Origin of the sequence: Marinobacterium sp. xm-m-312, assembly GCF_013283295.1 — a bacterium.
In the GTDB taxonomy this organism is placed as follows: Bacteria; Pseudomonadota; Gammaproteobacteria; order Pseudomonadales; family Balneatricaceae; genus Marinobacterium_E.
Map to the genome: position 1 here is coordinate 298,118 of NZ_WBYS01000002.1, position 13,956 is coordinate 312,073.

The window sequence follows — 13,956 nt, forward strand, 5'->3', positions numbered from 1 at the left end:
TTTGATGAGCCAAGCTATCAAGCTGACACCCGTCCCCATCAATGGCATCGAGAAGTTTTTAGATATCAAACGGCTCGAACAAGAGATCAATGATGGCAACTTGACCACTGCCCTGAAAAGCGCAGTTAGACATGCTACGGAAACGATGCATGAGAGCTTCAAAGCGAAAGAGGATATTCGCAAGTTGATCTACGGTCGTGCCTGGGTGATTGACCAAATCTTACGAGTTGCCTGGCAACATTTCGATTGGCCAGACGAATCCAAAGTCTCGCTGATCGCAGTCGGGGGCTATGGCCGAGGGGAGCTACACCCCCACTCCGATGTCGACATTCTGATTTTGATCGATGGTGTTGAGGCTGAAAGTTTCGAGGAGACCATTAGCGGCTTTTTGACACTTCTTTGGGATATCAACCTGGATATTGGCTCTAGTGTGCGCACCATTGAAGAGTGCTATCAAGAGTGCCGTAATGACATTACCATCGCCACCAACTTGATCGAGTCACGCCCGCTGACAGGGGACCCATCCCTGCAACTAAAAATGTTTGAGCGCGTCACTCAGGATGACGCCTGGACAGACTCTGAATTTTTCAAAGCGAAAATGAAGGAGCAGACAGCACGGCATCAAGGCACCAACAACACCGAATACAATCTTGAACCAAACATCAAAAACTCCCCAGGTGGACTGCGCGATCTTCAAACCATCGGCTGGGTTGCCAAGAGACACTTTGGTGCCACCTATATTAGAGACTTAGTCAATCACGGCTTTTTAACGGAGTCAGAGCTTGAAACACTCAACAAAGGTGAACTCTACCTCTGGACAGTTCGTTATGCCCTGCATATGCACTCAAAGCGCCGTGAAGATAGACTGCTGTTTGATCACCAGCGCACTCTGGCTGAGTACTTTGGATACTCGGATGACAAAGGTTCGTTAGCGGTTGAACAGTTCATGAGCCGCTACTACCGTGTTGTTAAAGCGATGTCAGAATTCAACGGCATGCTACTGCAATACTTTGACGAAGTTATTCTTAGAGCCGATGTAGAGCAACAGATACAGAAGCTAAACTCACGCTTTATCGTTCGCGACAATTTTCTGGCCGTCGCACACAACAAGGTATTTGAGCAGAACCCTTTTGCCATCATGGAGTTGTTTGTTCTGATGGCACAGAATCCTGAAATTAAAGGTGTTCGTGCCTCGACGATTCGATTACTTCGAGATCACAAACACCTGATCGATGATGATTTCAGGTCTGACCTACGAAATACCAGCCTCTTTATGGAGCTACTGCGCTCACCTGAACGTGTCTCAACAGAGTTGAAGCGAATGAATCGTTACGGCATTTTAGGCCTCTATCTACCTGAGTTCGGTAATATTGTTGGCCAGATGCAACACGATCTTTTCCATATCTACACGGTTGATGCACACACGCTCAAAGTGATTCAGATGATGCGTCAGTTCCGGCACACAGAGTTTCGTGAAACCTTCCCTGTGGCTCATCGCGTAGTGAACAATCTACCGAAAATTGAGCTACTTTACGCGGCCGGCCTCTACCACGACATCGCCAAAGGTCGCGGAGGTGATCACTCAGAACTCGGCGCAGTCGATGCACTGGAGTTCTGTAAACGACACCACCTAGGAAAATGGGACAGCGCACTGGTCGCCTGGCTAGTGGATAAACACCTGATCATGTCGATGACGGCACAACGACGCGACCTTTCAGACCCTGAAGTCATTCATGAATTTGCTAGCATCGTGGGCGATGTGACACACCTGGACTATCTCTATGTGATGACCGTCGCTGACATCAATGCGACCAATAATGAACTTTGGAACAGCTGGCGGGCAACCCTGCTTCGTCAACTCTATGCCGAAACCAGGCGTGCTCTTCGACGCGGACTAGAGAACCCTCTGGGTAAAGAGGAGTTGATTGAACAGACTCAGTTTGAAGCACTGCAATCCCTTAAGCGATTGGGAGCCAAAGAGGAGCGCGTTAAAAATCTGTGGCAACACTTTGGGGATGACTACTTTTTACGCATCGACAGTCAAGCCGTTGCCCGGCACACACAGGCCATACTTGAACATGGCAACCAGCCATTGCCGGTTGTGACGCTGCACCAACACAGCTATCGCTCTCATGAGGGTGCGACGGAGATTTTCATCTTTACTGAAGATACGACCAACCTCTTCGCCGCAACGGTTGCCTCATTAGACCAGCAAAATCTCAGTGTTCAAGATGCCCGCATCATGGCAACCAATAACGGCTACACGCTCAGCATCTACATGGTGCTGGATGAGAACAATCAGCCATTGAATGACAATCCAGACTACCAAAAAGAGATTCAACAGCAGTTGGTCGATGAACTGGATGATCCCGCAGACTTCCCTGACATCATTCATCGAAGAGTACCGAGGCAGCTTAAACTGTTTCCGATCAAAACCAGTGCTTCAGTACACACCGATCCCAATCTGAAACAGACCGTACTTGAGGTATTCACAGCGGACCGCCCTGGTCTACTCTCTCGAATCGGACGTATCTTTGCGCAGTTTGAGATCAATGTTCACAACGCCAAGATCGCCAACATCGCCGAGCGCGTTGAGGATTTTTTCTATTTAACCAATGCCAACAATCAGCCGATTACTGATCCAGAAATCTGTGAGCAACTCACCAGTGAGATCTGTAAAGAGCTTGATCAGCATATGCAGTAAGGAACCGAGATGGAACAACAGACTAAAACAGAAATCGAAGCGGCGGTATTTCGCCGTCTAGTGGAGCATTTAGACAGCCACAAAGAGGTTCAGAACATCGACCTGATGAACCTAGCCTCTTTCTGCCGAAACTGTCTCTCGAAGTGGTATGTTGCAGCGGCTGAAGAGCGCGGCGAGAGCGTTGATTATGAGCAAGCGCGAGAGCTTGTCTACGGCGAACCCTATGCTGATTGGAAAGTGAAGTACCAAAAAGAGGCTAGCGCAGATCAGTTGAACAAGTTCAACGAAGTCACCGGCGCTAAGTAATCTTTTTATATCCAGGTGCTCTACCGAGCACCACCTTCTTTTTTACATTTCCGTACCACGAATCCAGATCTCTACTCGGCGATTCTGTGCACGCCCCTCTTCTGTCTCATTAGAAGCCAGCGGATAGCGCTCACCAAAACCGCGAGTCGCGATACGAAGAGCATCCACACCCACCTGTCTTAAATAGTTCGACACAGCAGCTGCACGTCTTTCAGAGAGCATCTGGTTGTATTCAAATGACCCAGTCGAGTCGGTGTAACCATCCACATTAATGCTGGTCTTTTCAAACTTCGCCAACACTTTAGCGACTGAATCCAAAACCGGATAAAAGGCGTTATCAAAACGCTCACTGTTCACAGCAAAGGTGATATTACTCGGCATGACCAGGCGAATTTCATCACCCACTCGTTCGACGCGGACACCCGTTCCTTCAAGCTCTTGACGAAGCAGCATCTCTTGCTGATCCATGTAGTAACCGACACCCGAACCGACAGCACCACCTAGGGCTGCACCAATCAGTGCACCCTCGGCACGATTACCTTTAGATACAATGGCACCCAGCACAGCACCCGCTGCTGCGCCAATACCTGCACCGCTGGTCGCATTGGCTGTTTTAGTTTGCTGTGTATAGGGATCGATGGTTTGACACCCAACCAGAGCACAACATACCGCTATAGAGAGTATTGAACCTTTCATCAAATTCCTCCTACATCTCTTAAATTCATCCTTTTCTAGGCTCAGTGTAGCCTCAAAAGTCGAACCGAGCATGTGGGTTAACATTTTTTTACATTTGCCGCCTCAGCGTCTAGCCAGAACCTGACCTGCAAGTTACAATTTCCTGATATTTTTTGTGTCATTTATGGGGAGCAAGGCAGTGTCTCATTTACCGGTCATCGTTGGTTTTGGTGGCATCAGCCCCGCCGGTCGCTCCTCATTCAACCAAGGCTACAAACGCCTCATCTTTGACACCTTGTCTGATAAAGATCAGCAGGATGTGTTACAGGATCTCGCCGTTCTCACCAACAGTCATGCAGATGAGCGACAGGCACTGCTTGATGCCACCCTGATCCGTAAAATTCCAACTTCATTCTTTGACGCAAATCGTGTCCTGATGAACAAGGCATCAAAGATCCATCCGGCAGGTGAATCCATTAAATTCACTCTGCGCAAACGTGATCTTCCGACCAACATCCCCGACAACTGGACATTGGCAGATACAGAGGCAGGCCAGGTCGAAGTCACCCTAACCGGTGCGCTCGACCTAATCTTCAACGATACACGCGTACTGCCTGTTCAGAGCGCCGGTATGTTGCCTGAAGGGTTTGAACCGGGTTCTCTATACCAATCACGCAACCATCCGCGCGCACTGCAAATGGCGATCTATGCAGCCTCTGATGCACTGGCCTCCACAGGTCTGGATATCGATAAACTGCTCGATACTCTGGCTCCTGATCAAATTGCGGTATTTGCCTCTAACTCAATTGGCCAACTCGACGACTTAGGCTTTGGCGGTCTCAATAAATACCCTGCGATTGGTAAGCGCACAACCTCTAAGCAGATGCCGTTGGGTTATGCGCAAATGCCGGCTGATTTCGTTAACGCCTACATGCTTGGCAACCTTGGCACGACCGGCGGCGCGCTCGGTGCCTGTGCGACTTTCCTGTACAACCTGCGTAATGCCGTTGAAGCGATTCGCACCAATAAGGCTGAGTTTGTTCTGGTTGGCGGGTCTGACGCCCCGGTCACTCCAGAGGTTATTGAAGGGTTCCGCGCCATGGGCGCATTGGCTGAAGACAAACAGCTTCAGGCACTGGATAAGCTCGCTTCACTTGCTGATGTAGACCACCGTTCAGCCTGCCGTCCATTTGGGGACAACTGCGGTTTCACCATTGGTGAATCGAGTCAATTTATTGTTCTGATGAGTGATCGCCTAGCGATCGAGACCGGCGCTCAGATCTATGCTTCGGTGCCTGATGTCTATGTTCATGCCGACGGTTATAAAAAATCGATCTCAGCACCCGGTGTCGGTAACTACTTAACCCTGGGCAAAGCGGCCTCTTTGGTTGAGAAGCTACTCGGTTCTGAAGCGCTACAGCAGCACTCAATGATTCAAGCGCATGGCACCAGCACACCACAGAACCGAGTGACTGAATCACATGTATTAAACGAGGTCGGCAAAGCGTTCAACATCAATGATTGGACGGTCACTGCGGTTAAGACTTACCTCGGACACTCTCAGGGCACTGCGGGTGGTGACCAACTGGTTTCAACACTGGGTGTTTGGGAACAGGGAGTCATCCCCGGCATAGTTACTACTCAGGCAGTAGCTAGCGACGTTCATCAGAGCCATCTTGAGCTACCTCTTCAGCATAAAGAAGTGGGTAATCAATTCATTTCTAACGCGTTGATCAACTCTAAAGGCTTTGGTGGCAACAACGCGACTGCGGTACTCATCTCGCCGACCGAGACGATTAACCTGCTTCAAAAACGTTATGGCGCTGCAGAGATGCTTGAGTGGCAGAAACGCTCAGAAGCGACAGTCGCTCAGGCTCAAGAGTATAACCAAGCCGCACTCAAAGGCACGACTCGACCGACCTACCGTTATGACTATGCGGTGCTTGCTGGTGAAGATTTAGAGATCACTCATTCTGGAATTAAGGTTCCAGGTCGTTCTTTGCCAGTCAGCTTCGACGTTTCAAACGCCTACGAAGATCTAACCTAAAGCCCCAAAAGAGCAGTCACATTGTGATGAGTTTGCTGAGCAATAGATTCAGTAGACTCACCACGTAACTCGGCGACGGCATCAGCCACTTCTGCAACCCGATACGGGTGATTTGGCTTACCCTGATGACCGCTTAACGGCATATCGGGCGCATCCGTCTCAAGCGCCAAGCTTGTCACTGGCAGTGAACAGACGACCCTTCTGAGTCGATTAGCTCGATCATAGGTCACTGCCCCACCAACACCAATCAAAAATCCCAAGGCAACAAGATTATCCGCTTGCTGCTGGCTACCCGAGAATGCATGGGCAACGCCACCTCTACGTAAACGGTGGCGTTTTAAGCGCTGCGTAATCAGATCGACGGAGCGGCGAACATGAAGCACAACCGGCAATTCAAATGCAGCCGCTAACTCTAACTGAGCATCAAAGAGTTTCTGCTGCCTATCTAATTGTGGATCTTCAATAAAAAGGTCTAATCCACACTCACCAATCGCAACAACGTCATCTCTCTGCTTAAGGAGCGTCTCTAGGGTCAAAAGATCTTGATCAATATCGTGCTGTTTTAGAAAACAGGGGTGCAAGCCAAGCGCCAGATGACGCCGAATGGGATGGTTAAGCTGACAGGTATGGATCACTCTAGGCCAATCGCTAGCCGTGACTCCGGGTACCAGAATATCCGTTACACCCTTTGCCTGTGCTTGATCGAGATGAGAGCTGATTCCCACTGCAAACTCGGGAAAGTCGAGATGGCAATGGGAATCAAAAAGCATGTTAGTGCTCGCGAGTAGCGCGGAACTGAATATCCGGCCAACGCTCTTCGGTGAGGTTTAAGTTCACTCGTGTCGGTGCCAAGTAGGTCATTAGACCTGCACCATCTTCGGCCAGGTTGTCATACCCTTTTTTGCGGAAGTCATTGAGCATCTTATCGTCAGCACACTCAACCCAACGAGCCGTCGCAACACTGATCGCCTCATAGACACAGTCCACTTTATACTCATCTTTAAGGCGATACATGACCACGTCAAACTGAAGCTGACCGACCGCGCCGAGAATCAGATCGTTGTTGCGAAGTGGCATAAACAACTGCACCGCACCCTCTTCGGACAGCTGCTGCAACCCTTTCTGAAGCTGCTTCATCTTCAGTGGATCAGTAGGACGCACACGCTTAAACAGTTCAGGAGCAAAGTGTGGAATGCCGGTAAATTTAAGCTCTTCACCTTCTGTAAAGGTGTCGCCGATTTGAATGGTACCGTGGTTGTGCAATCCGATGATGTCACCAGACCAAGCCTCTTCCACCGCCTCGCGATCACCCGCAACAAAGGTAACCGCGTCTGCGATACGAACATCTTTGCCGATGCGCGTATGTTTCATCTTGAGCCCTTTAGTGTATTTGCCAGAACAGATACGCATGAAGGCAATCCGGTCACGGTGCTTTGGATCCATATTCGCTTGGATCTTAAAGACAAAGCCTGTGAATTTATCTTCATCCGCCTGAACCTCACGTGTCTCTGTTGCACGATGAGAAGGGGCAGGAGCCCAATCAACAAAATCATGCATCATCTCTCGAACACCAAAGTTACCTAATGCCGTACCAAAGAATACCGGAGTCATGGTACCCGCTAGGTAGGACTCCTTGTCCCACTGGTGGGTAGCCCCTTGTACCAGTTCGATCTCGTCACAGAACTCTTCATAATCGGCACCCAACAGCTCACGAGCTTCGTCGCTATCCAAGCCTTGAATGATATTCTGTTCAGCAAGCAGATGCCCCTGCCCCTTGGTGAACAGGTGAATTTGATCCGTGTAAAGATTGTAGACCCCTTTAAAACGCTGACCGGCACCGATAGGCCAGTTAATCGGTGCGGCTTCAATTTTTAGTACCGATTCAATCTCATCCAAGAGCTCAATAGGGTCACGTATCTCACGGTCTAACTTATTCACAAATGAGAAAATAGGAGTATCGCGAAGACGACAGACATCCATCAGTTTAATGGTACGGTCCTCGACACCCTTTGCGCCGTCAACCACCATCAAAGCAGAATCCACCGCGGTCAATGTGCGATAGGTATCTTCCGAGAAGTCCTCGTGCCCCGGTGTATCCAGTAGGTTAACGATACGGTCACGGAATGGGAATTGCATCACAGACGAGGTGATCGAGATGCCACGCTCCTGCTCCATCGACATCCAGTCAGAGGTCGCGTGACGATCACTGCCTCGGCCTTTTACGGTACCAGCAACCTGAATCAACTGACCTAATAGCAATAGCTTTTCGGTCATAGTGGTTTTACCCGCATCAGGGTGGGAGATGATAGCAAAGGTCCTTCGCTTATTGATTTCATTGAGAAAATCTTGGTTTGCCATGTATAAATTCTTTTAGTTTGTACACGGATTTGTACACACTTTTGGAAGTACTCTCTTTTCAGTTCTTCGCTTGTCAAATCCGTCGTGTTAATCGTAATTGGCCGCTATTTTCGCTGATCTTGACTTTATAAACAATCAATGGTTATCTAATCGGTTACCATTTACTCTCAGCGTGCGCCAATGCTCAGTTGTAGCTGTTTGCAATCGTTGCTTCTTCAGCTAATGAACAACTGTGGCTAAACCACAAATTCCTTCGCTACCAGAAATCGATGATAGCTTGTCGTACTACACCGATGATGGTGCAGTTGCCGTTGATCGGTATTGCAGGGTATTGCGGGTTCAAAGGTTTTAGATACTTCTGTTCACCATCAATAACCAACTGCTTAAAGGTTGCTTCTTTCGAATCATCCAAACGCGCAACAACCAATGAACCTGAAGAGTAAGGTAACTCAGGATCAACAACGATCACTGCCCCCTCAGGTATGGATTTTTTTCCGCTTGGATTTTCCATACTGTCGCCTTTTACGCGAAGTGCGAAACAACCCTCATGTGCTTTCCCAGTGACTTCACGCCACTCCTCAGCATCTTCATGGGCAAATCCCTCCGCTATTCCAGTCCAATCACCGGCCTGAACCCAGTTAATGAGAGGAATTCTTCCCTTAATATCAGGCCCGACTTCTACATTACCGACCCCCAAGCCAATCTCGCCATCACCTGTGGCGAGCCAATGAGCATTCACGCGAAGCGCCTCCGCGATCTGCATGGTGTAACGAGACCTAGCCGATTTACCAGAGCAAATCTGGCTGATCGACTGCTGTTTGATACCAATGCGACGAGCCAACTCAGACTGAGTTACCCCAGTAAGCTGCAAGGCATGGTTTAGTCGTTCGGATAAAGTTTTCATAAGCCCGCATTCTACAAATAAAACTGTAGTCTTTCAACAATTTTAACTGTTGACTTATCTACAGTTTAAACTGTAACATTCAATCTTGTAACAGTTATTATTGTAACAGGAGACGGTATGGAAGTGTTCAAAACGACACAAAAACATCTCCGCCGTGCCATTGACTTGGTCGGCGGGCAATCAGCATTAGCAAGAGCCATCAACTCAAAACAGCAAAACGTCTGGTTTTGGTTGAATAAATCAGGGCGTGTTCCCGCTGAATTCGTTTTACCCATCGAACAAGCTACGCAAGGACAGGTAACCCGATCTCAGTTAAGACCGGACATCTATCCCGAATGCCCAAGCGAGCTGAAAGCCAGTAACCAGTAGGATTAAGGGCAAATAATGGTCAGCATTTTACGTAAACACAAAAGCGAGTTCCTCCATGCGTGATTATGGCAAGGTCTATACCCGCTTTTGGCTAAAGCAAAATGTTTTGTCCTGGAGTGACTCAGCGAAGTTGCTAGGACTGTATTTGCTTACATGCCCACATTGTAATTTGCTTGGCTGCTTTCGACTGCCGATTGGTTACGTTGCTTCTGACTTGAACTGGGATGAGCAACAGGTTGCCAAGACGTTAAGTGAGTTAGAACAAGATCAGTTCCTGATTCGTTGCGAGGGATCTGGTTGGACTTTGATTCGAAGCTTTCTGAAGCACAACCCAATCGAAAACCCAAACCAAGGTAAGGCAGCCTTTCGGTTGCTTAAAGATGTACCTGCCGACTTCATTGGTATGGCATCGCTTTTGAAATCTCTTGCCGCTTTTCAAGCTCGGCTACCAGAAGAATTTTCATCATTGTTTATGCCTGATGGCAACCCGGTAAGGGACTCTCAACGGTCGGATGACTCTGAGAGAAGCAATAAACCAACAGTTAAAACTGTTGACCACATACAGTTTGAAGACTTCTGGGATGTACAAATACGCAAAGAAAAAAAAGCGAAAGCCAAAGAAGAATGGCTACGCATGGGCCTCAATGAAGACCATGAACTCGCCTTGGAAGTGCTAACACGCTGGAAAGAGCAACGAGACAACCGATTACAGTATCAAGATCGGACTAAGACCCCTATGCCACATAACTGGCTTTTAAACCGGCAATGGGAAGACGAGTACGTTCGCATTGATGAAGTACAGCAATCATCGACGAGCCTAAAGGGCAGCAATCACCAATTGAATATTGAAGAAAGCAATCGCCGCATTGCTGAAAGCTGGGCCGGACCAGGTATTCGGGAGGTTCGTTCAAGTGCAGGAGGTTGATAAACGCGAGTTTGCTGAAGTTTGGGGAGCAGCTTGGGCCATGTATGGCAAAAGCGTATCACCACAATTGCTATCCATCGCATTTGAAGCCCTTCGTGCTTATAGCATTGAAGAAGTGCGAATCGGTCTGACTCGGCATATTCAATCACCGGATACTGGGCAATTTTTTCCAAAGCCCGCTGACGTCATCAAGCATATCGACGGCAACTCAGGTTCAAGAGCCATGGTTGCTTGGAACAAAGTTGACAAGGCTGTTCGTCAGGTTGGCGCTTGGACATCCGTGATGTTTGACGATGCGCTTATCCACCGCGTGATTTCAGACATGGGTGGATGGGTTGAACTCTGCAAGGTTGATGACAGGGAATACCCCTTTAAGCAAAAAGAGTTTTTAACACGCTACCAGGCTTACTTGCTACGGGACGAAGTGGGTGAATACCCAAGGCTATTACAGGGTATTGCAGACCATCAGAACCAGCAAAAAGGATTTGATATGCAAGCGCCTGTTGCCGTAGGCGACTGGTCAAAAGCGGCACAAGTTTATACGAGAGGCATCGCCAATTTTAGCGCAGTGCCTTTGAAAAGAATAAGCCCGAAAGCCATTCAGGCGCTTCTCGGAAATCAATTAGAGGACAAAAATGAAAACGATTAAAGCAAAAACCGTTGCCCTAGTGATAGCCATGTCCGCAAGCACTTCAGTCTATGCGTTTCCGGGCTATCAGTGGGAAAAAGCAGCACAAAGTGTTGGTATTGATCCAGTCATGCTCTACGCCGTTGCCTTGGCTGAGTCAGCCTCACATCGAGGTCTTAACATGACCAGTCCATGGCCATACGCAATTCGCAATGGTTCAAACGCAACCTACGCCAAATCTAAGACAGAAGCGGAGCAACTGTTAAACCAGGCACTTCAAGAGAGTGAAAAATACCAGCTCGATATTGGCCTTATGCAAATCAATTTGCATTGGCATGGGCATCGAGTGAGCTCAGCAGCTGAACTGCTAGACCCCATCACCAACCTTACTGTCGGCTCCAGTATTTTGGCCGAAGCAATCAAGTCTTCACCAAACGATTTAGAGCTTGGCATAGGCCGCTATCACAGTTGGAACGAAGAGCGTGCACGCTGGTATGGGCAAAGAGTGCTTTCTATCTATCGCAATATTTTACATGAACTGGAGGTCCGTCAATGACAACCAATCAACAAGACTTCTATCAATTAAATTTGGCGTACCTACACGCAGCACGTGAATTGGCGCGCATTGATCCGCAAGAGGCGGTCTTGCGCTTTGGACTTACACGCGACGTGGTGGATGCACTTATTAATGCCGGTGTTGACGACCTGCAACGAGTGGCGACCTCATCATTCATGCTGTTTCAACCAAGGGGTAACCAAAGCCAACTGATTGAGATGGTGAAGAGCAAAGGTACAGGTATCCCAAGAATCGCTTATTTATTATCAACCCTAAACAACAAGGGGGATGCATGATTGATAACCTGTCCAAAAGTGAGCTGTTTACCCGAGCCTCGCTGCTTATTAAGTACGGATTTCGAACGACCATTATCGCGCTCGATACAGGTTTGCCAATCCACATTATCAGAAGGCTGCACAAAGAAGTGACTGGCAAGTCACCTTGTCCTGGTCAATTGCCAGAATCTGATGCCATCGTTAAAAGCAGAAGAGCCCTAGTTGAAGGCTCCCTGCTGATGGCGCTTTATGTCAATATTGGTGGTGATAATGTCTACAAGAAATTAAATATCGATGCTTTGATGAAGGCTTACGATGCGTACTTGGTTGCAAGAGAAGAGGCAGATCTTCCAGCTGAGATCCCCTGGAAAAAACTGACCATCAATGAAGGTTGGGTTCTAGCTCGTGATTTAAGATCACAGCTTGCATCCTTACACCGGTGTCGATGCGGCAGTCTGTATTTGACGGTATCTCAACAGCGCATTCAGCTTAAATGTCCTGTGTGTGAGATTATGGCCGAGCAAACCACTAGAGCACTTTTTGAGAACTAACATGCTGATGCATGATTTGATTGTGCACCGCCCGTGCACTTTGAGAGTACTAAGATGATAAAATTACTTAAATCTTTACCAGCACGCTGCTGGTTTATATCACTGGGGCTTTTTCTGGCGACTTTGGCTGCGGCTCATTTTTTTCCCTCAGAAATATTAACGGCATCTGCCAAGTTAGCGGCTTTGCCATTTCTGATTTGCACCGTCGTTTTTTTCAGCTACTTGGGATTCAAAGCGACCTGTAATCCCATCGGACTTATAGCCATCATCACTATGCTTGTAGCAATCGCATATTGGCAAGCGAGTTGGACAATTTTATGTGTCGGTTTAGCCTTCTTAGGCTTAAGCGGACTAATCCATTTATTTCAAAGACAACTGAAAGATACCGGTCGAGAACTAAGCCTGAGCGAAAAAAAATATTGGTACTGGGTAAACGAATTTGCAGATGGTCGCTCATCTATCCTCCCTAAAAAAACAAGGTCATAGTAAATTGACTGCTTTTTTACTTATACTCAAAAAATTGATTGGCACTTTCGTACTACGAATGAAAAATGCCATTTCCATCAATGAATACGGATCAACTCAAGTTCGTTACCCAGCACAACAGGACAGTTCTTTGACATCCTTGTTAAAGGTTTGGGCGCAGAGCTTCAAACCCTCCACCATAGTCAGGTAAGGGAAAAGCTGGTCGGCTAATTCCGTCACCGTCATACGGTTGCGGATCGCCAGCGCCGCACTCTGGATCAGTTCTCCACCTTCATGCGCCAGAATCTGCGCCCCGATCAGGCGGCCAGTGGCTTTTTCCGTCACCAATTTGATAAAACCATCGGTCTCGAAATTCGCCAGTGCGCGCGGCACGTTCTCCATCTCCAATACACGACTGTCGGTTTCAATGTCTTGTGCGTTGGCTTGCTCTTCCGTGAGCCCAACAGTTGCCACCTGGGGATCGGTAAAAATCACTGCTGGCATGGTGGATAGATCCAGTTTGGCGTATCCGCCCGTCATGTTGATGCCGGAACGGCTACCGGCGGCCGCGGCGACATAGACGAATTGCGGCATGTTGCAGCAGTCTCCGGCGGCGTAAATACCGGGAACATTCGTTTCCATGCGTTCGTTAACAACGATTTCGCCCTTTTTGTTGGTCGTAACACCCACCGCGCCCAGATTGAGTTGGCAAGTATTGGCGTGTCGCCCGGTGCTTACCAGCAAACGATCGCAGCGTAGATCGCCCGCGTTAGTTTCCAATGTAAATTGGCTTCCATCGTGGGTCACCTTGGTAGCTTGCGTACTGTTTAATACTCGAATGCCTTCTTTTTCAAAACATCCGGTGAGTTTTTCACCGAGCAAGGGATCTTCCCGATAAAGCAATGTATGTCTTGCTAATATGGTGACTTCACTGCCTAAACGGCGATAAGCCTGGGCAATTTCCAGCGCTACAACCGACGAACCAATCACGACCAGGTGCTGCGGCAATTCCTGAGCAAACAGCGCTTCGGTAGAGGTCCAATAAGGTGTTTCAGTTAAACCATCAGGGCACCTCGAAAAACCCGGCTTATACGTTGCCGAACGGGCTGAGCTAACCGCAAGACTCCAGTTTTAATCGATTACGTCTCGTTTTGGGGCCCTCTGGACCTGCAGCGGAGGTCTCTGTGTGCCCA

Annotated in this window: 14 protein-coding genes and 1 pseudogene; 10 read left to right on the forward strand and 5 right to left on the reverse strand. The window is 48.4% G+C overall.

What is annotated here, in order from left to right:
• The first annotated feature begins 4 nt into the window (after window positions 1–4).
• Together XMM312_RS04135 and XMM312_RS04140 are read left to right on the forward strand one after the other, a co-directional pair.
• A complete protein-coding gene (locus XMM312_RS04135; protein ID WP_173481458.1) occupies window positions 5–2,704 on the forward strand; it encodes a [protein-PII] uridylyltransferase in 2,700 nt (899 codons plus the stop codon).
• A 9-nt stretch (window positions 2,705–2,713) separates the two neighbouring features.
• Entirely contained in the window at window positions 2,714–3,010 is a 297-nt protein-coding gene (locus XMM312_RS04140; protein ID WP_173488751.1) for a DUF1244 domain-containing protein, read from the forward strand.
• A 42-nt stretch (window positions 3,011–3,052) separates the two neighbouring features.
• Here the strand turns inward: XMM312_RS04140 and XMM312_RS04145 are convergent, their stop codons facing one another.
• On the reverse strand, window positions 3,053–3,706 hold the full coding sequence (locus XMM312_RS04145) for an OmpA family protein (protein ID WP_173488752.1): 654 nt from the start codon (window positions 3,704–3,706) through the stop codon (window positions 3,053–3,055).
• 178 nt (window positions 3,707–3,884) lie between these two features.
• Here XMM312_RS04145 and XMM312_RS04150 point away from each other — a divergent pair, with 178 nt between their 5' ends.
• Window positions 3,885–5,732, forward strand: coding sequence for a beta-ketoacyl synthase (locus XMM312_RS04150; RefSeq protein ID WP_173483426.1), 1,848 nt, complete (start codon window positions 3,885–3,887; stop codon window positions 5,730–5,732).
• On the opposite strand, the gene XMM312_RS04155 is transcribed toward XMM312_RS04150, so the two are convergent.
• The 3 genes from XMM312_RS04155 to XMM312_RS04165 form a co-directional block, all read right to left on the reverse strand.
• Window positions 5,729–6,502, reverse strand: a complete 774-nt coding sequence (locus XMM312_RS04155) for a TatD family hydrolase (RefSeq protein WP_173484527.1) — start codon at window positions 6,500–6,502, stop codon at window positions 5,729–5,731. The two genes, XMM312_RS04150 and XMM312_RS04155, sit on opposite strands and share 4 nt — an antisense overlap.
• Window position 6,503: 1 nt before the next feature.
• Window positions 6,504–8,090, reverse strand: a complete 1,587-nt coding sequence (locus XMM312_RS04160; RefSeq protein ID WP_173481463.1) for a peptide chain release factor 3 — start codon at window positions 8,088–8,090, stop codon at window positions 6,504–6,506.
• A gap of 256 nt (window positions 8,091–8,346) precedes the next feature.
• Entirely contained in the window at window positions 8,347–8,994 is a 648-nt protein-coding gene (locus tag XMM312_RS04165) for a LexA family transcriptional regulator (RefSeq protein ID WP_173484526.1), read from the reverse strand.
• 117 nt (window positions 8,995–9,111) lie between these two features.
• On the opposite strand from XMM312_RS04165, the gene XMM312_RS04170 reads away from it, so the two are divergent.
• Genes XMM312_RS04170 through eexR form a run of 7 tightly spaced genes read left to right on the forward strand, consistent with a single transcriptional unit; the run spans window position 9,112 to window position 12,784 of the window.
• Complete coding sequence (locus XMM312_RS04170; RefSeq protein WP_024015942.1) at window positions 9,112–9,363, forward strand: helix-turn-helix domain-containing protein; 252 nt, start codon at window positions 9,112–9,114, stop codon at window positions 9,361–9,363.
• 55 nt (window positions 9,364–9,418) lie between these two features.
• Complete coding sequence (locus tag XMM312_RS04175) at window positions 9,419–10,288, forward strand: hypothetical protein (protein ID WP_040132807.1); 870 nt, start codon at window positions 9,419–9,421, stop codon at window positions 10,286–10,288.
• Entirely contained in the window at window positions 10,275–10,937 is a 663-nt protein-coding gene (locus XMM312_RS04180) for a DUF6475 domain-containing protein (protein ID WP_001158521.1), read from the forward strand. The genes XMM312_RS04175 and XMM312_RS04180 overlap by 14 nt, the downstream gene beginning before the upstream one ends.
• Complete coding sequence (locus XMM312_RS04185; RefSeq protein WP_000848909.1) at window positions 10,924–11,472, forward strand: lytic transglycosylase domain-containing protein; 549 nt, start codon at window positions 10,924–10,926, stop codon at window positions 11,470–11,472. Before XMM312_RS04180 ends, XMM312_RS04185 begins: the two co-directional genes overlap by 14 nt.
• Window positions 11,469–11,768, forward strand: coding sequence for a flagellar transcriptional regulator FlhD (locus XMM312_RS04190; RefSeq protein WP_000210563.1), 300 nt, complete (start codon window positions 11,469–11,471; stop codon window positions 11,766–11,768). Before XMM312_RS04185 ends, XMM312_RS04190 begins: the two co-directional genes overlap by 4 nt.
• Window positions 11,765–12,298, forward strand: coding sequence for a FlhC family transcriptional regulator (locus XMM312_RS04195; protein WP_000566752.1), 534 nt, complete (start codon window positions 11,765–11,767; stop codon window positions 12,296–12,298). The genes XMM312_RS04190 and XMM312_RS04195 overlap by 4 nt, the downstream gene beginning before the upstream one ends.
• A 54-nt stretch (window positions 12,299–12,352) precedes the next feature.
• Window positions 12,353–12,784, forward strand: coding sequence for an entry exclusion protein EexR (gene eexR, locus XMM312_RS04200; protein ID WP_040132805.1), 432 nt, complete (start codon window positions 12,353–12,355; stop codon window positions 12,782–12,784).
• 105 nt (window positions 12,785–12,889) lie between these two features.
• Here the strand turns inward: eexR and XMM312_RS04205 are convergent.
• Window positions 12,890–13,825, reverse strand: a pseudogene (locus XMM312_RS04205) (FAD-dependent oxidoreductase); the annotation flags it as partial.
• Window positions 13,826–13,956 lie beyond the last annotated feature (131 nt).

Bases quoted from the DNA above. Each gene is read 5' to 3' on its own strand.
- XMM312_RS04185 (WP_000848909.1), top strand. From the start codon at position 10,924: ATGAAAACGATTAAAGCAAAAACCGTTGCCCTAGTGATAGCCATGTCC.
- XMM312_RS04140 (WP_173488751.1), top strand. From the start codon at position 2,714: ATGGAACAACAGACTAAAACAGAAATCGAAGCGGCGGTATTTCGCCGT.
- XMM312_RS04135 (WP_173481458.1), top strand. From the start codon at position 5: ATGAGCCAAGCTATCAAGCTGACACCCGTCCCCATCAATGGCATCGAG.
- XMM312_RS04160 (WP_173481463.1), bottom strand. From the start codon at position 8,090: ATGGCAAACCAAGATTTTCTCAATGAAATCAATAAGCGAAGGACCTTT.
- XMM312_RS04195 (WP_000566752.1), top strand. From the start codon at position 11,765: ATGATTGATAACCTGTCCAAAAGTGAGCTGTTTACCCGAGCCTCGCTG.
- eexR (WP_040132805.1), top strand. From the start codon at position 12,353: ATGATAAAATTACTTAAATCTTTACCAGCACGCTGCTGGTTTATATCA.
- XMM312_RS04155 (WP_173484527.1), bottom strand. From the start codon at position 6,502: ATGCTTTTTGATTCCCATTGCCATCTCGACTTTCCCGAGTTTGCAGTG.
- XMM312_RS04175 (WP_040132807.1), top strand. From the start codon at position 9,419: ATGCGTGATTATGGCAAGGTCTATACCCGCTTTTGGCTAAAGCAAAAT.
- XMM312_RS04190 (WP_000210563.1), top strand. From the start codon at position 11,469: ATGACAACCAATCAACAAGACTTCTATCAATTAAATTTGGCGTACCTA.
- XMM312_RS04165 (WP_173484526.1), bottom strand. From the start codon at position 8,994: ATGAAAACTTTATCCGAACGACTAAACCATGCCTTGCAGCTTACTGGG.
- XMM312_RS04145 (WP_173488752.1), bottom strand. From the start codon at position 3,706: ATGAAAGGTTCAATACTCTCTATAGCGGTATGTTGTGCTCTGGTTGGG.
- XMM312_RS04170 (WP_024015942.1), top strand. From the start codon at position 9,112: ATGGAAGTGTTCAAAACGACACAAAAACATCTCCGCCGTGCCATTGAC.